Raw genomic sequence first — 18073 nt, 5'->3', positions numbered from 1 at the left:
CGCCCCGTCAGGCCGCCTTCGGCGAGAGTATTTTTCCAGAGAAGAAGATCAGGGTGCCAGCGCCCGGCCAATCGCCTCTGGGCTGGCCGCCGCCTCGATCAACGCCCAAAGCGCGCCCGTGCGGTCCTCACCAATGAGCGCCTCGGCCTTTGCCATAAGCCGCGCCGCACGATCCTCAAGGCGCATCGGTGCGTTGAGATCATGCGCCGCCTCAAGCACCGTGCCATCCTTGAGCGTGATCCGCACCCGCGCCTCTGTCTCTGCCAGCGCCTCATCCGCAACCACGCTCACGCAATCGCGCAAGGCGCGGAGCGCAGGGTCGGCGCACATCTCGGCCGAATAGCTCGCGAGCGCCGCCGTCGACACCCCCGAAAGCGCCATCGCCGCGACCATCCGGTAAGAGAACTTTGCCCCAAGCCCGGTCTCCGGCGCGGGCTGGTTGCAGACCGTCATCCAGCGCGGATGGGTCGTAATCTCCACCGCCTGAACCTCCTCCGGCGCAGGCCGGTTCATGCCCCCAAGCGCCTCGAGCGTCGCATGCAGCCCGTGGCAACAGGCGTGGAACTTGTGGCTGATCCCGTCAAAAAGCCATGTCTCGCCAAGCCCGGCGAGGGCGCTGTCATTGGCCTCGCCCGCATGCGTCGGTCCAAAGCCTTGCGCGCATTCAAGCCCCTCAGGGTTCGGCACGAATCCCTTGGCGACCAAGAGCACCGCCTCGACCCCGTTCGCCGCCGCAAGCCCTGCGTTATAAGGCTTGCCCATCGTCCCGAACTGCGATTTCAGCCCCGAGGCTCGCGTCGCCACAAGGCCAAGCGCCGCCGCGCTTTGGCGTGCGTCAAATCCGAAAAGCCGCGCTCCCGCCGCCGCCGCACCAAAGGCGCCCGCCGTGCCGGTCTGGTGAAATCCGGTCTGATAGTGGCTCCGCCCGAGCCACACGCCAACCCGCACCGAGGCCTCGATCCCGACAAGCGCAGCCTCCTGAAGCGCCGCGCCCGTCGCCCCCGCCCCCTCAGCGAGCGCCAGCGCAGCCGGCATCACCGCGACCGATGGGTGCCCGATATGGGCAAAATGCGTATCGTCATAGTCAAGTGCATGGGACGTCGCCCCATTGACCAGCGCCGCCCCCCGCGCCGGCACCCGCTCGGCGGTGCCAAAAAGCGACGCCTCGCCAAGCCCGCCTTCCTCGCAGACCATTTCGCGACAAATCCGGGAAACAGGCTCCGTCGCCCCGGCAATCCCGCACGCGGCCCAGTCGAGCATCGACAGGCGCAGCATCTGCCGCGTCTCTTCCGGGGCTTCTGGGGCTTGGCTGATGAAAGCGGCAAGCGACTCGGTCAACATGGGCGTCCCTCCTGAGATCAGGAGGCCACCATAGCTTACGCCTGCGCGCCGTAAAGATCGGCGGCGCGTTTCTCAAAGGCGCGCACGATCCGGTGCATCGCCTCGTTGAAGACAACCCCGATCACCCCTTGCAGGATCGCGTTCTTGAACTCGAAATCGACAAAGAACGACACCTCGCAACCGCCCTCTACATCCTTGAAATCCCATGTGGACTTGAGGAACTTGAACGGCCCGTCGAGGTACTCCGTGTCAATGCTCATCTCCGCATCCCGCAACAACACCCGACTGCCGAACCGTTCGCGGAACACTTTGAAGGAAATCACCAGATCCGCCAGCATCAGCCGCGCCTCACCCTCCGGCGTCACAGAGCGCACCCTTGCCGCCGCGCACCAAGGAAGGAACTTCGGATAAGAGGCCACGTCTGCGACGAGGTCATACATCTGCTTTGCCGTATAAGGCAGCGTGCGGGTCTCAGAGTGGGTCGGCATGTCGCCCCGTTTTCGCGTGGACAGTGGGCGTCCATTTCGTATGCTCAACGCGGAAAATCAAGGGGGTGTCATGCCAAAGCGTCCATATGTCATCGACCAGATGATCTCGGCCAAGTCCATCGCGGCCCGGATCGAGGAACTCTCCGACGAGATCGAGGCCGAGTTCGCCGATACCGACAAGCTCGTCGTTGTGGGCCTGTTGCGCGGGTCTTTCGTCTTCATCGCCGATCTGGTGCGCGAGCTGAACCTCGACGTCGAGGTCGACTTTCTCGAGGCGTCGTCTTACGGCAATGCCATGGAATCGAGCCGCGAGGTGCGCATCCTCAAGGATCTGCGCGGCGAGATCGAGGGCCGTGACGTGCTGGTGGTCGAGGATATCGTCGACACCGGCTTTACCCTCTCGCATGTGCTCCACATCCTCACGGCCCGCAAACCGCGCAAACTGCGCACCATCGCGCTTCTCGACAAACCCTCGCGCCGTGAAACGGATGTGAAGGCCGACTGGACCGGCTTTGAAATCCCGGATGAATTCGTGGTCGGCTATGGCATCGACTATGCCCAGCACAACCGCAACCTGCCCTTCATCGGCAAGGTCCGCTTCACCGAATGAGGTTCCCGACCCGCCAGCTCCTGCGTATGACGCGATGGGCGCGCAACCCGCCCTCGACGCGGCGGGTCCTCCTCTTCTTCGCGGTGCTGGCCGCCTGCCTCGCGCTATTTGCAATAGAACGTTTCATCGGCTGGCCCGATTGGCTCACCCCGAACATGACCCCCAAGGGCCGTATGTTCAAATAGCGCCGCCCCCTGTCTTCCTCTTGCCAGAAATATCCCGGGGGGCTTGGGGGGCTGGCCCCCCAATTCAACATGAGGTTCTCGGGGGGGGCAATTGAAATCGGGGGTCTGGGGGCTTGCCCCCAGCCACGCCCAACGCTTTCGAGGCGCAGCCCCGCTGCGCCGCGAAAGGGGCGGGAGCGCCCCTAGTTCTTGGAGAGTTTCGCCATCCGCGCATCGCGCAGTTTCGCGAAATCATCGCCTGCATGGTAGGAGGACCGGGTGAGCGGCGTCGCCGACACCATCAGGAACCCCTTGCCATAGGCCGCTTTCTCATAGCCTGCGAATTCTTCGGGCGTGACGAACCGATCCACCGCGTGGTGCTTCGGTGTCGGCTGAAGGTACTGGCCGATGGTGAGGAAATCGATATCGGCGGCGCGCATGTCTTCCATGACCTGATGCACCGCCTGTTTGTCCTCGCCAAGCCCGACCATGATGCCCGACTTGGTGAACATCGTCGGATCGATTTCCTTCACCCGCTGCAACAGGCGCAGGGAATGGAAATACCGCGCGCCGGGGCGCACTTCCGGATAGAGGCCGGGCACGGTTTCGAGGTTGTGGTTGAACACATCCGGCTTCGCCGCCACGACCACCTCAAGCACCTCGGGCTTACAGCGGATGAAATCCGGCGTCAGAATCTCGATCGTGGTGCCGGGGCTGCGATGGCGAATGGCGCGAATGGTCTGGGCGAAATGCTCTGCCCCCCCATCTTCAATATCGTCGCGGTCCACCGAGGTGATGACCACGTGGTTGAGGCCAAGCTTCTGCACCGCATCCGCAACGCGGCCCGGCTCGAACACGTCAAGATCTTCGGGCGGCTTGCCTGTCGCGATGTTGCAGAAGGTACAGGCGCGGGTGCAGACCTCGCCCATGATCATCATCGTGGCGTGGCCCTGGCTCCAACATTCGCCGGCGTTCGGACAGCCCGCCTCTTCACAGACCGTGACAAGCTTGTGCTCGCGCATGATCTTGTGGGTCTGGCGATAGCCTTCGCCCATCGGGGCTTTGACGCGGATCCAGCTTGGCTTCTTGGGCTGGGCATTGTCAGGACGGTGCGCCTTTTCGGGGTGGCGTTCCTGGGGAATCTTGAGATCACGCATGCGAGGTCTTTCTTCGCTCATTTGGTCCCGTCTAACACAGAAACGCAGCGCGCGCCCTGTCGCATTCCGGGACCCGGGTCTTCGCCCCTGACATAGCGTAAAGCGATCCGGAGCGAAAGACACCGCGCAAAAGCGCGTCGAGGACTGGCAAAAGGCGGCGCAGCCGTTCCGACAAACACCGCCTCCATCGCTCGCTGTTGGCTCAGAACCTCAGGCGATATCCCTTGCCGCCGCTCTTCGCCGCGCGCTCATCCGATCATCGGCCCCGCGCCATCCTTTTGCGATCGGTAGTGCTCACAAAGCCGAGTGAGCGCAATGCGCAGCACGATCTTGCCGGACCGGGCCGACCAGCCAAGGCGCTTTTCCGTTCGCTCAAGCCCCTCAAGGAAACAGCAACACCGAAGCGCCACATCCGCCAAGCCCTCGCCCAGATCAGCCAGCGCTGCCTCGACCCGCCCCCGCGCCAGATCCGGCAGGGCGCTCCCGCGCGGGCCGCCCGGCCCCGCGTCGCCCGCAATCAGCGCGAGCCAATCCTGAGGCGTGATCCCGCCCATCTGTGCGATCTCGAAATCTTCACGAAGCCGCTCTCCGGCCGCAACCTGCGCCGGGCTGAGAAAGGGCGTGCCGGCCCGGTCCCGCCGCCGCGCCAGCGCAACAAGCGGCGAATCCGCAGTCGAAAACCGCGCCCCGACAATCGCCTCCCCCGCCTCGTCCAACCCCTCACCTAGATGCGGATTGGCAAAGCCCGCCTGGGCCTCGGCAAAGCCTGTGGCACGGTTCTCCTGCGCCGCCAAAAGCCGGTTCAGCGACGCCCGCCCGGCCGCCGTGACGTGATATCGCGAGATCCGCCCCGGTTGTGGACACGCGATCCAAGCCTGAAGCGCCATTGCCTCGACAATCTCGGGATCGACCGTGGCCGTGCGCGCCGCAACCTCCGCATCCTCGCGCACCACCACCGCTTTCTCCATATCCTGCGCCACCGCGAGCACCGCCCCCGGCTCACAGAGATGGCGCAGCACCCGTCGTGCTTCACGTTCGAATTTTGGCGTGTCCGGCATTGCACCGGGTCCGGCATTGGCTTGCATGAGGGCCATCTCCTCGTCTGTGGGAAGGCGTGCCGCGGGAAGGAACAATTCCGCGAGCCGGTCGAGCACCCGATCCACCAAGGGATCATCCCGACGCGTCTCGATCTTGCGGACCTGCCGCAAGACGGTCGACGGATGAAGCGCCTCGCGACGCCCAAGCTCACGCAGAGACCACCCCAGAGCCGTATGCGCCAAATAGCGTTTTGCTTCGTCCGGCACCCACCCCGGCACCTTCGCTGATCCGGTCTCCATACGCATCCGTTCGAGCCCCATACTGGTCAGTCATTCGCCCGTAGTTATCCACAGACTTTTCCCTAAAATTGTTCACAACCTAAGCACGAACCCTTACCCAGTGGTTAACATTCGCTCGGTAGGTCCATGATTGTTTCTCATTTATGAACAATGCCAAAATCCCGCGAACGCTGTATTTCTCGATCCGCAACACCCCCTAGGGTTGTGTCATGCAAGAGACATCACGCGACTGATGGAGATATGCGATGCAAGATATCCTGACCCGACTGAACGCCCTGCGCCGTCCCCGCCTGTTGATCCGCGCCGCCCGTGCCGGGGTGGATGACTATATGCGCGCGCCACATCTCGCGCGCCTGTTGGGCTATGGCCAAAAGGCCCCGCGCAGCGGACCGGCGCTGATGCGCCTGATGGAGATGGAAGCAGAGGTCAACGCCCAGCGCACAAGCGGCGATGCCGCCTATTCGCTGGTGCGTCATGTCGATCTCTTGATCGCGATGTTGGCCGAGGCCCGCTTGCTGCGGGCCACGCGGCCGGATTTGCCGAGCTGAGGCGCTTTACATGAAGGCGTCGGGCACCGACGCCTTTTTCTCGGCGACATAGGCGTGGAGCGCGGCCTCGACGGCCGGGTCCATCGCGGGCTTTTGGTAGGCGTCGAGAAGCTTCTTGACCCGCTCGCCCGCAAGAACCTGCGTATCGCGCGCACCTTCTTCTTCCCATGTCTCGAAGGGCTTGTAGTCAAGCACTTCCGAGCGCCAGAAGGCCTCTTTGAAATTCGCCTGCGTGTGATCGCATCCAAGGTAATGGCCGCCCGGCCCCACCTCGCGGATCGCGTCCATCGCCTGCGCGTTCTCATCAGAGGCCACGCCCTGCGCCATTTTGTGCAGCGTGCCAAGCTGGTCGGCATCCATGACGAACTTTTCAAAGCTCGACACGAGCCCGCCTTCGAGCCAGCCACAGCTATGCAGCATGAAGTTCACGCCGCCCATGAGCACCGCATTATGGGTATGCGCGGTCTCGTAGGCTGCCTGTGCATCCGGCAGTTTCGAGCCGCAAAGACCACCACCCGACCGGAACGGCAGGCCAAGACGCCGCGCAAGTTGCCCAGCGCCATAGAGAATCTGGCTCGCTTCCGGGGTGCCAAAGGTCGGTGCGCCCGAGTTCATGTCAATCGAGGTCACGAAGGCCCCAAAGATCACCGGCGCGCCGGGACGGATAAGCTGGCTATAGGCCACACCTGCAAGCACCTCGGCCAGAACCTGCGTCAGCGTCCCCGCAACCGAGACCGGCGCCATGGCACCGCCCACGATAAAGGGCGAAATGATGCAGGCCTGATTGTTCTGCGCATACACCTCAAGCGCGCCCATCATCACCTCGTCAAAGGTCAGCGGCGAGTTGATGTTGATGAGCGAGGTCATCACGGTGTTTTCCTGTACGAACTCTTTGCCGAACAGGATCTCGCACATCTCCACGCTATCACGCGCCCGGCTCGGGTCGGTCACAGAGCCCATGAACGGCTTGTCCGAAAGCGTCATATGCGCAAGCAGCATGTCGAGGTGGCGCTTGTTGACCGGCACATCGGTCGGTTCGCAAACCGTGCCGCCCGAATGGTGAAGCCACTTGGACATATAGCCAAGTTTCACAAACTTCTCAAAGTCATCCATGGTGGCATAGCGGCGACCGCCATCAAGGTCGCGCACGAAGGGCGGGCCATAGACCGGCGCGCAAACGAGGGTCTTGCCACCGATCTCGACATTGCGCGAAGGGTTGCGCGCATGCTGCACAAAGGAAGACGGCGCCGTCTTGCAAAGCTCACGCGCCATGCCACGCGGAATGCGCACGCGCTCTCCATCGACATCCGCCCCGGCCTGACGCCAACGCGCCAGTGCGGTGGGGTTCTCGACAAAATTCACGCCAACCTCTTCAAGGATGGTCTCGGCGTTGTATTCGATGATCTCGATCGCTTCCTCGGTGAGGACTTCGAACAGCGGAATATTGCGCTCGATATACTTCGCCGCCTCGATCTTCAGCGTGCCGCGTTCGGCCCGTCGTGCCGCACCGCCACCACCGCGTGCCCGTCTGCGCCCTGCTTCTGCCATATCGCGTTCTCCCCGTGGATCAGAATCTTGACGATTCTATACCCCGCACCCGGCCTCGCCCCGCCGCAGGATAACGGCGATCAAGGGAGGAAAACGACATAAAGGCCGAGATCAGGCGCCATCACCACCACCAGATCAAGGCGCAGGTGCCGTTAGTCCTCTTTCCAACGCAGCTGATCGAGCCCCACCTGCGCGCGCGACCACTCGACCAAACCACCGTATTCGAGGCTGGCTTTCTTCTCCGGGTGCTGGTCTGTCCAACGATTGCAATGAAGCCACATGGTGCAGCCGCGCCAATTCGCCTTCTTCACCTTCCCGCTCGCCGCATCTGGACGCCAGCCTTGGCCCAGCGCATCTGTCAGAAACCCATGCGTGCATTCGTAATACTCATGCCCCCACGATAGCTTTTCGATGGATTTCAACCGGATAACGAGGCCAATCCCATCCCGGATTTCCCAGCCACCGCGCCACCGCGCGCCATAGCCCGGTGTTGATCCCCGAATGACCGAGCCCCGCGCAATCGCCGCGCCATTGCCATAGAGGATCGTATCGGTGCTGTTGGCCGGGAACTGCCGCCACACTGTCGTACCACGCCCCACAAAGTCGACCGACACAGGGTTCACGTATTTGACCTCATACGGGTCATTGAGCAGACTCTTGCGCTTGACCTCCATCTCGGGCGCATAAACTTGCGGCGGATAGGCGTCCAATTCGGCCGCGTCACAGAATTGATCCCCGTCCCGCGTCTCATTGACGATAAACGTCTCTCCCCGCCCCGTCGGGGCCGCGGGGGCCGCAGCAACCGGCGCGGGCTTTGGCGCCGGTGCCACCGAAGGCCGCGCCTTTGCGACAGGCACAGATGGCGCGGGGGCGCGCCCGCCTTGACTGCGCAGCGCATCAATCGCCTTGCGTGACCCCTTGAGGCTCAGGCGCATGGTCTTGAAACTGTTGGACTGATAGCTCGCCCGCGTCTGATAGCGAAACGCGATATCCCGCCCCGATTGGAACGCCTCAAGCGTCTGGTCCAGCGCCCCCGCCGGAATCGGAACCCGCACCTGCGCGCTCGCGATGCCATCACCGCCCTGATATTCGGTCATACAGGCCCGCCCGTAACAGCCATTGGCAGCGATCTCGCGCTCACGGCCATCGGAAAAGGCGATGCTGGCCCCCATGAAATGGATCATCGGATCATCGGAATCGCGAAAGAACCCGTAGTAATAGCCCCCTGTCTCCTGATCCCGCCCAAGGAACACCTGCGCGATCAACACCCCGTTCTGACGCAGATCCCAGCTCGCTTCGCCGTCTCTGGTCACCCATCCCCCGGCGACACCGGAACGCGCCGGCGCGGCGGGCCGCATGTATTGGCGATAGGACCACCCCACGACGCCGCTCGGCAGAACCACGTTCGACCAATTGCCGCGCCGCTCCACTTCCTCGACCCGAAGCCCATTATCCATCCGCTGTAACACACGATAAGACGTCCCCGGCCCACTGCGCAGGTTGAGCCAGCCATCCTTGGGATCATCCACGATCAACGTCTCCGCCCGCCCCCCGGTGGCAAGCGTCAGGAAAAACAGCCCCAAAACCAATATACGTTTCATCTGCAATCCCCTTCTGAAAGGCCAATCATAGCACAATGCGCCATCGAAGCGCGCGCAGACAAGGCAGAGGCATCTCGCGCGCGCACTTCCCACACCGAAGCCGCAGGATGTCTCGAGGTCAGCTAGGTTTTGGAAACCGAATTAATTCAGTCACTTGTGCGTCAAAGTAACCGAGAATACCTCACTGCCAGAGTCGAGCTCTGATCTCTTCACCAACCCGGACATAGTCGATATTCTTGACGCCCCGGGCCACAGGATGCGGTATGGAAAAGAAAACAGTGTGCTCGTTCTGAGCCCGTTGGATGTTTCGCTCGCCGTCGAGCCTCGCAAAGCCAGCTCCTACGCAATTAACGACATCATCCCAGAAGCGCTGATACGTCGAACCATAGAAAATCACTGCCTTGGGGCGATGCTCCCTCACCAAGGCCTCTAACGCTTTGACCCGTTTGGGAGCAATCTTCGTGAGGTATTCTTTCCTGCTTTGCAAACACTCCAACCCGCTGGCCGCGACGACATGCCCCCATTTGGCTGTTGAGGGCGCGGGCAATGGCATCAACTCAATAAAACAAGTCTGGATGGGTTGAGTAGCTGACCGGCCCAGAACGTCAATCTGGAAATCTCGGGCTGTTTCCGTATCGGTCTTCTCACCATAGGCTGCGAGATAGGCACGGATGAGTTTTGCCCATGTGCGTTGCAGCTTCGCACCGCGCCGAAAAAGGCCCGTTTTCCCTTTATCAAGAATGGCCTCGTGGAACCCGGCCGCGTCATCAAGTTTCTTCTCGCCACGATCGGACCAAGTAAGTATGCGCCGCTCAAAATCCTCTTTGGTGTTGTCGCAAGCTTCCTCCATTCCAACGACCCAGATCGGAGCGGTGAAATCGCCATAGCCCCAGTAATCGCGTATGAACTTCTTAAGTATCTGTGGTTTGATCATCGTCCCGCTCACTGCAACGATAACTCATCGCGTTCGATAGGTGGATGCTATGTGACAACCCAAAGCATGTCACCCACCGCCCCACAACGCAATCTCTCTTGCCGACTCGCGTCCAATTCCTTAATCGGCTGGCATGAGTGACACATCCCACGCCCGCCTTCTCATTATCGACTTCGGTAGCCAGGTAACGCAGCTCATCGCGCGTCGCCTGCGCGAGTTGAACGTCTATTGTGAAATCCACCCCTATCAGAACGTCACGATGGACATGGTCCGCGAGATGGCGCCAAAGGCGATCATCTTCTCCGGCGGCCCCGATAGCGTGACCCGCGAAGGAAGCCCGCGCGCCCCGCAGGAGATCTTCGACTACGGCGTGCCGATCCTCGGCATCTGCTACGGCCAACAAGTGATGATGCAGCAACTGGGTGGGCGCGTGGAATCCGGGCATGGCACCGCCGAGTTCGGTCGCGCCTATGTCAAAGAGACCCAGAAACTCGACCTGCTCGAGGGCTGGTATCAGGACGGCGACGAACAGGTCTGGATGTCGCATGGTGACCACGTGGCGGAAATCGCGCCGGGCTTTGAGGTCTACGGCACCTCGCCGGGCGCCCCCTTCGCCATCACCGCCGACACCAAGCGCCATTTCTACGCCGTGCAGTTCCACCCCGAGGTGCACCACACCCCGAACGGCGCAAAGCTCTATGAGCAATTCGTGAAGCTCGCCGGGTTCAAGGGCGACTGGACCATGGGCGCCTACCGCGAAGAAGCCATCAAGGCGATCCGCGAACAGGTGGGCGACGCGCATGTGATCTGCGGTCTCTCTGGTGGCGTCGATAGCTCGGTGACCGCGATCCTCCTCCACGAAGCCATCGGCGACCAACTGACCTGTGTCTTCGTCGACCATGGCCTCCTGCGCAAAGGTGAGGCCGAAGAGGTCGTCACCATGTTCCGCGACAATTACAACATCAAGCTGATCCACGCCGACGAGAGCGATCTCTTCCTTGGCGAGCTTGAGGGCCAGTCCGACCCCGAGACCAAGCGCAAGATCATTGGCAAGCTCTTCATCGATGTGTTCCAGAAACATGCCGACACGATCGAAGACGCCACCTTCCTCGCCCAAGGCACGCTCTACCCCGATGTCATTGAATCGGTGAGCTTTTCCGGCGGCCCCTCTGTCACGATCAAATCGCACCACAATGTCGGCGGCCTGCCCGAGAAGATGGGCCTCAAGCTGGTCGAGCCGCTGCGCGAGTTGTTCAAAGACGAGGTCCGCGCCCTTGGCCGCGAACTCGGCCTGCCGCAATCGTTCATTGGCCGTCACCCCTTCCCGGGACCGGGCCTTGCCATCCGCTGCCCCGGCGAGATCACCCGCGAAAAGCTCGACATCCTGCGCGAGGCCGATGCGGTCTATATCGACCAGATCCGCAAACACGGCCTCTATGACGAGATCTGGCAGGCCTTCGTGGCGATCCTGCCGGTCCGCACCGTTGGCGTGATGGGCGACGGGCGCACCTATGACTATGCCTGCGCCCTGCGTGCCGTGACCTCCGTCGATGGCATGACCGCGGATTACTATCCGTTCTCCCATGAGTTCCTCGGTGAAACCGCGACCCGGATCATCAACGAGGTCAAAGGCATCAACCGCGTGACCTATGACGTGACCTCGAAACCGCCGGGCACCATCGAGTGGGAGTAATCCCCACCCGAATCTCTCCTACACCGGGCGCAGCCCGATGATGTCGCGCAACACAGGCGCGGTGCGGTGCTTCCTGTTTCAACTCCGGTGCCGCGTGCCCCTGTGGGTGATCGGTCGCGGGACGATATTGGTGCTGCGCGAGCGCCTGACCCATCGCGGCGCCCAACGGCAAAAGGCCGAGGCCGCGATGGCCGCCTTTCGTTCCTGTCGCGACCGCCACGCCTTCGATACCGATTGGTTTAGCGCCAATATCCCCCTTTGGCAGCGCCTGATCGCAGAGGAAGGCCTTGCCACACGCCCCGATCTGGCCTGTCTCGAAATCGGAAGCTGGCAGGGGCTCTCTGCCCTCTACACACTGACCGCCCTCCCCCACGCGCAACTGACCTGCGTCGACACATGGCAAGGCGCAGATGAGCATCAGGACGATCGCTTTGTCTGTCCCACCATCCTAGCCAGCGTCGAACAGCGCTTCGATGAAAACCTCGCCCCCTTCCGCGACCGCATCACCAAGGTCAAATCGACCTCCGCGGCCTTCTACGCGCAAACCCCGCCCGGCCCCCGATATGACCTGATCTATGTGGACGGCGCACATCACCGCGATGATGTCATGGCCGATGCGATCCACTGTTTCGACCTGCTGAAACCCGGCGGCGTGATGATCTTCGACGATTACTGTTGGCAACATTACGAAAAGCCTGCCGACAATCCCGCAGGCGCGATCAACGCCTTCTTGCGCCGCAAACGCGCCGAGATCGCCCTGATCGGGTACGGGCCACAGGTTGCGATCCGCAAGACATAGCTCCGAACAGCGGCGCAATCATCGCTTGCCGCACCTGCACCCGGCCTCTAGTCTCATACGTCAAAGACATTTCACGGAAAGACCATTGCTTCATCTTGCCTTTCGATCGCTGACCCGGACCTATTCCCCGAAGAGCGACACCCCCGAATGACCTTCCTGGACAAGCTCACCCAGAAATGGCGAAACCGCTCGGATCTCGCAAAATACCGCGTCCATGCCCACCCAAAGACCTATGATTGGAAGTGGGAGGAAAAGGGTTTCAACCGCATCGCGCTCGTCAATCACCTCCTGAGCGCGACCCAAGGCGCACAGAGCGCCTATCTCGAGATCGGCTGCGCCAGCAATAGCCTGTTCAACTCCGTCGCCTGCCTCGACAAGACTGGCGTGGACCCGGCCTCGGGCGGCACCCACCGCATGACCTCGGACGCCTTCTTTGCCGCGAATACCCGCCGCTTCGACGTGATCTTCATCGACGGTCTGCACGAATACGCCCAAGTGCGCCGTGACGCCCTGAACGCGTTGGCCGTCCTGAAAGACGGCGGTTGGATCGCGTTCCACGATTTCCTTCCCGCCGACTGGCAACAACATCACGTCCCCCGCCTGAGCCCCGCTTGGACCGGCGATTGCTGGAAACTCGCGGTCGAACTGCGCGAGGCCACGGGCCTTGCCTTTCGCATCGTCGAGATCGACCATGGCGTCGGCCTGATTCAGAAAACCTCTGACACCCTCCACATTCCCGACCTCTCCGAAAGCCTCGCGCCCGCCCAATTCGACCGCTTCGTTGCCGAACTGGACAGCCTGCCTCTCTGCAGCTTCCAAGACGCCATCGCCTTTGTGGGCAATACCCCGATCAAAAGGGCTGCTCATGTATAAGAACATCTTCGTGCTCTGCACCGGTCGCTGCGGAAGCACGACCTTCTCCAAGGCCTGCGCCCATCTGACCAACTACTCCGCAGGCCACGAGACCCGCACCCACATGCTCGGCGCCGCGCGCCTTGCCTATCCCGCGTTCCATATCGAAGCCGACAACCGGCTAAGCTGGCTGCTCGGGCGCCTTGATGCGGCCTATGGTGACAATGCCTTCTATGTGCACCTCGAACGCGACCGCCGTGCCACCGTCAAAAGCTACGCCAAGCGCAAGGGTGGGATCATCTCGGCCTACAAAGGCGGTGGTATTTTGCTGCATTGCAAAGAAACCGACCGCGAGAAACTCGCCGAGGACTATGTCGACACCGTGACCGAGAACATCCGCCACTTCCTGCGCGACAAGACCCACAAAATGCCATTCCGCCTCGAATACGCCCAAGCGGACTTCAATCGCTTCGTGCGGCTGGTCTCGGCCGAAGGCGATCTCGACCGCGCCCGCGCCGAATTCCACGTGCCCCACAACGCGAGCTGACCTCGCCCGCGGCATTTTCCGGGCACCGGTGGTTTTGCCCTTTTGTTTCCGCGCTTGCTGACACAAACTGCGCGCCGAAACCGCGAGAAAGACCCCGATGTCCGATACGTTCAAGGCCGCGCTCTGGATGAGCGGCGCCATTCTCTCCTTCTCATCCATGGCCATCGCAGGCCGCGCCGTCTCCTTTGAACTCGATACGTTTGAGATCATGATGTATCGCTCTTTCGTCGGCGTGGTCATCGTCCTCATCGTCGCCAGCCTCGCCGGAACCCTGAATCAGGTCAGCCGCGATAAGCTTGGCCTGCACCTCTTTCGCAACATCTCGCATTTCGCCGGTCAGAACCTCTGGTTCTACTCGATCACCGTCATCCCCCTGGCCCAGGTGTTTGCGCTCGAGTTCACCTCGCCGATCTGGGTCTTGGTGCTCTCTCCCCTGATCCTCGGCGAACGGCTGACCCCGATGCGCGCGCTCGCCGCGCTGCTCGGCTTTATCGGTATTCTGATCGTCGCCCGCCCCGGTGTCGGCACCTTCCACCACGGCCTCGTGACCGCCGCCATTGCCGCCATCGGCTTTGCAGGCTCGATCATCCTGACCAAGAAACTGACCCGCACCGCGACGATCACCTGCATCCTCTTCTACCTGACCACGATGCAGGCGGTGTTCGGCATCCTGTTTGCAGGTTTCGATCTCGACATCGCCCTGCCCTCGGCCTCAAGCGTCCCTTGGCTGATCCTGATCGGCTGTGCCGGGCTGCTGGCGCATTATTGCCTGACCACGGCGCTCTCCATCGCACCGGCAACCGTCGTCGTGCCCATCGACTTCATCCGCCTGCCCGCCATCGCGATCATCGGCATGCTGCTCTATGAAGAACCGCTCGATATCTTCGTTTTCCTCGGGGCGGTGCTGATCTTCGGCGGCAATTACCTCAACATCTGGTTCGAAACACGCCCGCAAAAAGCGTGACAAAAAGAGCACATATACAGCAAAAAGAATAAATAAACTCATCTTTCGTATGTATCTATTACCGCCTTACGTTGGGTGACGAGTTGACGGATAGCCTCCCGGTTCGGTTCCTTTTCCGCACTAGGGAGGAAAAATAATGACGCGAAACAAACTCGTACTTGTCGCCATGGCGACATCAACTCTTGCGCTCTGCGCGGGACAGACCATCGCCGGGGGGCTCGATCGCTCCGGCCAAAGCACAAGCGCTATCTTCAACGAACCCGGCACCGCAAGCCTGTCCTACGGCAGCGTGCAGCCCTCGGTTACCGGCACGGACGCGCTCGGCAATAGCTATGACGTCGCCGAGGACTATCAGGTGACAACCCTGTCCTACACCGGCGCCTTTTCGGACAAACTCACCTATGCGCTGATCATCGATCAGCCCTATGGCGCCAATGTCAGCTACGGCAACAGCCCCCTGACCTCGGTGCTTGGCGGCACCATGGCCGACCTCTCAAGCGATGCCGCGACCTTCGTCGCCCGCTATGCGATCACCGATCGTTTCAGCATCCTTGGCGGCGTGAGTATCGAAGGCGTGCAAGGCAACGTGAGCCTGAATGGCCTCGCCTATCAAACTGCCATCGCAACCTCGGCCGTCACCTCGGCGTTCAACTCGGTCCTGCCCAATGTGCTGCCCGATCTCACAAGCACCGTGCTCAACGCGGCCCTCGCCGGAAGCGCGACGGCCCAAGCCGCCATTGATACGCTCTACGGCCCCGGCACCTTCGCCTCGCTTGCCGCTCAGGTCGGCACTGCAGCTTCCACCTTCGTCAGCACCGGCGGCTATAAGTTTGCCATGCAGAACGATACGTCCATCGGCTACCTGATCGGTGCCGCCTACGAGATCCCCGACATCGCCCTGCGCCTTGCCGCCACATACCGCTTCGAGACAGAGCACAGCGCCAGCACGACAGAGAACCTGCTCGGCATTACCCAGAACGGCACCGTCGACTATGTAACGCCACAGTCGTTCAACCTCGACTTCCAGACAGGCATCGCCCAGAACACCCTTCTGACCGCGAATTTTCGCTGGACCGATTTCTCCTCGGTGGACGTGGTGCCCGATTTGCTCGGCAATGACCTCGTCAACCTCGAGAACGCGCGGCGCTTCTCGCTCGGGATTGCCCGACGCTTCTCTGACTCCTTTGCCGGGTCCGTCTCGATCAGCTACGAGCCCGACACCCATAGCGCGACCGTCTCGCCGCTTGGGCCGACAGACGGGCTCTATGGTCTGACCATCGGCGGCCGCTACACCCACAAAAACATCAATATCACAGGCGGGGTGAACTATACGTGGCTCGGTGACGCCAATGCCGGTGTCGCCGGTGTGCCCGTGGCCTCCTTTAACGACAACCATGTGATCGGTGTGGGCCTGAAGGCGGAAATCACCTTCTGATCCAAGCCACAGTCGAAAACATCCGCCCCCGCGCTTTCCGGCGCGGGGGCTTTGCTTTGCGCAGGAAACGGGTCGTGTCGCCCCAACCCTTGCCGCTACACCTGCCCCATGACCCAGATGTCCCTCTCTCCCCGCGCATGGGCCGAGCTGTTCCTGCTCGGCGCGATCTGGGGTGGCGTTTTCCTCGCCGCCCGCCTCGCCCTGAACGAAGTCGGCGTGCTGACCGCCGTGGCCCACCGCACCGTCTGGGCCGCGCTCACCCTCTGGGGCGTGGTGCTTTGGCTGCGCCTGCCGGTACCAACCTCCCCCCGGCTCTGGGCCGCCTTCGCCATCATGGGGCTCCTGAACAACCTCATCCCCTTCACCCTCCTCAACTGGGCACAGCTTCATATCGAAAGCGGCCTCGCCTCGATCTTCAACGCCACCACAGCCGTCTTTGGCGTGCTCGTCGCCGCCGCGATCTTCGCGGATGAAAGGCTGACCCGGCAGAAACTGCTGGGGGTCACGCTCGGCTTTCTCGGTGTCGCGACGGCCATCGGCCTCGAGAACCTCGCCCGCTTCGACCCGCGCGCCCTTGCCCAATGGGCAGCCCTTGGCGCAACCCTCTCTTATGCCGTCGCCGGGGTCTGGGCACGCAAGGCGCTCTCTGGCCTCGCGCCCCAGATTGCCGCCGCGGGGATGCTCACCTGCTCCGCCCTAGTTGCCCTGCCGCTCGCATGGATCGTCGATGGCCCGCTGACCCTTGCGCTCTCCCCTGTGACATGGGGCGCGCTGGCCTATTACGCGGTGATCGGCACGGCGCTCGCCTACCTGCTTTACTACCGCGTCCTCGCCATGGCCGGGAGCGGCAACCTCATGCTCGTGACCCTCCTGATCCCGCCCTTCGCCATCGCCCTTGGTGCGCTCGTCCTTGGCGAGGCTCTGGCCCCGCGCGCCTATTTCGGCTTCGCCCTCCTCGCGCTTGGCCTCCTCGTCCTCAATGGCCGATTGCCCCTTCCAAGACGGCGCGCTCTGCCGCGTTAACCGGGACGGTGTATAAACGACTCGCCACAGACCCAATACAGACGCGATACCGACGCAATACCGACGTTGGATATCTCGTTAACCCAAATCCCGTTTGACCCCTTCGCCCCTGCCCGCTACCACATTGCAAACACTCACGAGGGACAGGCCCCGATGATCTATCAAAGCGCGCAGGACTGGCGGGACGCCGAGCAGAAGAAGGTGCTTCTCTTCGGCATGTCTGGCCTTGGAAAAACACATGTTTCCAACACCTTGCGCTCTCAAGGCGATTGGTTTCACTATTCCATAGACTACCGTATCGGCACCCGCTACATGGGCGAACACATCACGGATTCCTGCATTCAGGCCGCGATGGAGCACCCCTACCTGCGCGAAATGCTGCTGCGGGATGCGATCTATATCGCCCCCAACGTCCACACCCACGACCTGACCGCCGTCTCCACCTACCTCAGCAAACCCGGCAACCCCGACAAGAACGGCCTGCCCATCGACGAATATCGTCGCCGTCAGGATCAGTTTAAAAACGCGGAAATTCATGCACTTATGGACACCGAGCATTTCATTGACCGGGCCCGCAAAGTCTATGGATACAACCATTTCATCTGCGACACGGGCGGTTCGATCTGCGAGTGGGTCGACCCGTCGAACCCCGCCGACACCATCATGACCGAGCTTTCGGCCCAGACGCTTATGGTCTGGATCGAAGGCTCCGATGCCCATACCGAGGAACTCGTGCGCCGCTTCGACGCCGCGCCGAAACCGATGGCGTATCAGCCTGAGTTCCTTTCGCGTGCGTGGTCGGAATATCTCAATGAATTCAAAGTCCAAGAAGACGCGGTTGATCCCGATCATTTCATCCGCTGGACCTATGCACAGGCGCTTGCCCATCGCCAACCGCGCTATGCGGCGATGGCCAACTGGGGCGTGACCGTCTGTGCCGAAGAGGTCGCCGCCGTCCAAAGCGCTGTCGATTTCGAAGACTTGATCGCCAAGGCCCTTGATCGCCGCACCGAAACCCCTACCTAACCCTCT

General features: G+C 61.8%; 18 protein-coding genes. 11 read left to right on the top strand and 7 right to left on the bottom strand.

Features of this window, described 5'->3' with window-relative positions:
• Positions 1-48: 48 nt before the first annotated feature.
• Together R1W01_RS04790 and R1W01_RS04785 are read right to left on the bottom strand one after the other, a co-directional pair.
• Positions 49-1341 (bottom strand): MmgE/PrpD family protein, encoded by a 1293-nt coding sequence (locus R1W01_RS04790; RefSeq protein ID WP_297756026.1) that lies wholly within the window; start codon positions 1339-1341, stop codon positions 49-51.
• Between the two features lie 35 nt (positions 1342-1376).
• The gene (locus R1W01_RS04785; RefSeq protein WP_243613773.1) at positions 1377-1829 is read right to left on the bottom strand and encodes a type II toxin-antitoxin system RatA family toxin; all 453 of its coding nucleotides are present in this window, start codon (positions 1827-1829) and stop codon (positions 1377-1379) included.
• A gap of 70 nt (positions 1830-1899) precedes the next feature.
• Here R1W01_RS04785 and hpt point away from each other — a divergent pair, with 70 nt between their 5' ends.
• Complete coding sequence (hpt, locus tag R1W01_RS04780; RefSeq protein WP_243613774.1) at positions 1900-2439, top strand: hypoxanthine phosphoribosyltransferase; 540 nt, start codon at positions 1900-1902, stop codon at positions 2437-2439.
• Positions 2436-2624 carry a hypothetical protein gene (locus R1W01_RS04775; RefSeq protein ID WP_243613775.1) on the top strand — a complete coding sequence of 63 codons (189 nt, stop codon included), beginning with the start codon at positions 2436-2438 and terminating at the stop codon, positions 2622-2624. The genes hpt and R1W01_RS04775 overlap by 4 nt, the downstream gene beginning before the upstream one ends.
• Positions 2625-2806: 182 nt before the next feature.
• On the opposite strand, the gene lipA is transcribed toward R1W01_RS04775, so the two are convergent.
• Together lipA and R1W01_RS04765 are read right to left on the bottom strand one after the other, a co-directional pair.
• Positions 2807-3760: a lipoyl synthase gene (gene lipA / locus R1W01_RS04770; RefSeq protein WP_297756029.1), complete on the bottom strand. Its 954-nt coding sequence runs from the start codon at positions 3758-3760 to the stop codon at positions 2807-2809.
• A 248-nt stretch (positions 3761-4008) separates the two neighbouring features.
• Positions 4009-5118, bottom strand: coding sequence for a DUF6456 domain-containing protein (locus R1W01_RS04765; RefSeq protein ID WP_317275037.1), 1110 nt, complete (start codon positions 5116-5118; stop codon positions 4009-4011).
• A gap of 224 nt (positions 5119-5342) precedes the next feature.
• Here R1W01_RS04765 and R1W01_RS04760 point away from each other — a divergent pair, with 224 nt between their 5' ends.
• Positions 5343-5645, top strand: a complete 303-nt coding sequence (locus R1W01_RS04760) for a DUF6477 family protein (RefSeq protein ID WP_243613778.1) — start codon at positions 5343-5345, stop codon at positions 5643-5645.
• Between the two features lie 6 nt (positions 5646-5651).
• Here the strand turns inward: R1W01_RS04760 and R1W01_RS04755 are convergent, their stop codons facing one another.
• The 3 genes from R1W01_RS04755 to R1W01_RS04745 form a co-directional block, all read right to left on the bottom strand.
• Complete coding sequence (locus R1W01_RS04755; RefSeq protein WP_297756031.1) at positions 5652-7193, bottom strand: trimethylamine methyltransferase family protein; 1542 nt, start codon at positions 7191-7193, stop codon at positions 5652-5654.
• A gap of 152 nt (positions 7194-7345) precedes the next feature.
• A complete protein-coding gene (locus R1W01_RS04750) occupies positions 7346-8794 on the bottom strand; it encodes an SH3 domain-containing protein (RefSeq protein WP_297756032.1) in 1449 nt (482 codons plus the stop codon).
• Between the two features lie 181 nt (positions 8795-8975).
• On the bottom strand, positions 8976-9728 hold the full coding sequence (locus R1W01_RS04745) for a hypothetical protein (RefSeq protein ID WP_297756033.1): 753 nt from the start codon (positions 9726-9728) through the stop codon (positions 8976-8978).
• A gap of 133 nt (positions 9729-9861) precedes the next feature.
• Here R1W01_RS04745 and guaA point away from each other — a divergent pair, with 133 nt between their 5' ends.
• The 8 genes from guaA to R1W01_RS04705 all read left to right on the top strand — a co-directional run bounded on the left by guaA (position 9862) and on the right by R1W01_RS04705 (position 18067).
• Positions 9862-11421 (top strand): glutamine-hydrolyzing GMP synthase, encoded by a 1560-nt coding sequence (guaA, locus tag R1W01_RS04740; protein WP_297756034.1) that lies wholly within the window; start codon positions 9862-9864, stop codon positions 11419-11421.
• A 40-nt stretch (positions 11422-11461) separates the two neighbouring features.
• On the top strand, positions 11462-12220 hold the full coding sequence (locus R1W01_RS04735; protein ID WP_297756035.1) for a class I SAM-dependent methyltransferase: 759 nt from the start codon (positions 11462-11464) through the stop codon (positions 12218-12220).
• Between the two features lie 147 nt (positions 12221-12367).
• Positions 12368-13093: a class I SAM-dependent methyltransferase gene (locus R1W01_RS04730; protein ID WP_297756036.1), complete on the top strand. Its 726-nt coding sequence runs from the start codon at positions 12368-12370 to the stop codon at positions 13091-13093.
• On the top strand, positions 13086-13619 hold the full coding sequence (locus R1W01_RS04725) for a hypothetical protein (protein ID WP_297756037.1): 534 nt from the start codon (positions 13086-13088) through the stop codon (positions 13617-13619). Before R1W01_RS04730 ends, R1W01_RS04725 begins: the two co-directional genes overlap by 8 nt.
• Before the next feature lie 97 nt (positions 13620-13716).
• The gene (locus R1W01_RS04720) at positions 13717-14583 is read left to right on the top strand and encodes a DMT family transporter (RefSeq protein ID WP_297756038.1); all 867 of its coding nucleotides are present in this window, start codon (positions 13717-13719) and stop codon (positions 14581-14583) included.
• Between the two features lie 136 nt (positions 14584-14719).
• A complete protein-coding gene (locus tag R1W01_RS04715; RefSeq protein WP_297756039.1) occupies positions 14720-16018 on the top strand; it encodes an outer membrane protein transport protein in 1299 nt (432 codons plus the stop codon).
• Between the two features lie 108 nt (positions 16019-16126).
• Positions 16127-17041: a DMT family transporter gene (locus R1W01_RS04710; protein WP_297756040.1), complete on the top strand. Its 915-nt coding sequence runs from the start codon at positions 16127-16129 to the stop codon at positions 17039-17041.
• Positions 17042-17194: 153 nt separating this feature from the next.
• Positions 17195-18067 (top strand): ATPase, encoded by an 873-nt coding sequence (locus R1W01_RS04705; protein ID WP_297756041.1) that lies wholly within the window; start codon positions 17195-17197, stop codon positions 18065-18067.
• The last annotated feature ends 6 nt before the right edge of the window (positions 18068-18073 follow it).

It is taken from the genome of Shimia sp. FJ5 (genome assembly GCF_032918335.1).
GTDB classification, from domain to species: domain Bacteria; phylum Pseudomonadota; class Alphaproteobacteria; order Rhodobacterales; family Rhodobacteraceae; genus Shimia; species Shimia aestuarii_A.
Note: the sequence above shows the minus strand (reverse complement) of the source record. Positions and strands in the feature narration are given on the sequence as shown.

Coding starts and splice junctions, on each gene's coding strand:
- R1W01_RS04750 (WP_297756032.1), bottom strand. CDS start 8,794: ATGAAACGTATATTGGTTTTGGGGCTGTTTTTCCTGACGCTTGCCACC.
- R1W01_RS04710 (WP_297756040.1), top strand. CDS start 16,127: ATGACCCAGATGTCCCTCTCTCCCCGCGCATGGGCCGAGCTGTTCCTG.
- R1W01_RS04765 (WP_317275037.1), bottom strand. CDS start 5,118: ATGGGGCTCGAACGGATGCGTATGGAGACCGGATCAGCGAAGGTGCCG.
- lipA (WP_297756029.1), bottom strand. CDS start 3,760: ATGCGTGATCTCAAGATTCCCCAGGAACGCCACCCCGAAAAGGCGCAC.
- R1W01_RS04725 (WP_297756037.1), top strand. CDS start 13,086: ATGTATAAGAACATCTTCGTGCTCTGCACCGGTCGCTGCGGAAGCACG.
- R1W01_RS04745 (WP_297756033.1), bottom strand. CDS start 9,728: ATGATCAAACCACAGATACTTAAGAAGTTCATACGCGATTACTGGGGC.
- guaA (WP_297756034.1), top strand. CDS start 9,862: ATGAGTGACACATCCCACGCCCGCCTTCTCATTATCGACTTCGGTAGC.
- R1W01_RS04705 (WP_297756041.1), top strand. CDS start 17,195: ATGATCTATCAAAGCGCGCAGGACTGGCGGGACGCCGAGCAGAAGAAG.
- R1W01_RS04790 (WP_297756026.1), bottom strand. CDS start 1,341: ATGTTGACCGAGTCGCTTGCCGCTTTCATCAGCCAAGCCCCAGAAGCC.
- R1W01_RS04720 (WP_297756038.1), top strand. CDS start 13,717: ATGTCCGATACGTTCAAGGCCGCGCTCTGGATGAGCGGCGCCATTCTC.
- R1W01_RS04785 (WP_243613773.1), bottom strand. CDS start 1,829: ATGCCGACCCACTCTGAGACCCGCACGCTGCCTTATACGGCAAAGCAG.
- hpt (WP_243613774.1), top strand. CDS start 1,900: ATGCCAAAGCGTCCATATGTCATCGACCAGATGATCTCGGCCAAGTCC.
- R1W01_RS04775 (WP_243613775.1), top strand. CDS start 2,436: ATGAGGTTCCCGACCCGCCAGCTCCTGCGTATGACGCGATGGGCGCGC.
- R1W01_RS04760 (WP_243613778.1), top strand. CDS start 5,343: ATGCAAGATATCCTGACCCGACTGAACGCCCTGCGCCGTCCCCGCCTG.
- R1W01_RS04735 (WP_297756035.1), top strand. CDS start 11,462: ATGTCGCGCAACACAGGCGCGGTGCGGTGCTTCCTGTTTCAACTCCGG.
- R1W01_RS04755 (WP_297756031.1), bottom strand. CDS start 7,193: ATGGCAGAAGCAGGGCGCAGACGGGCACGCGGTGGTGGCGGTGCGGCA.
- R1W01_RS04730 (WP_297756036.1), top strand. CDS start 12,368: ATGACCTTCCTGGACAAGCTCACCCAGAAATGGCGAAACCGCTCGGAT.
- R1W01_RS04715 (WP_297756039.1), top strand. CDS start 14,720: ATGACGCGAAACAAACTCGTACTTGTCGCCATGGCGACATCAACTCTT.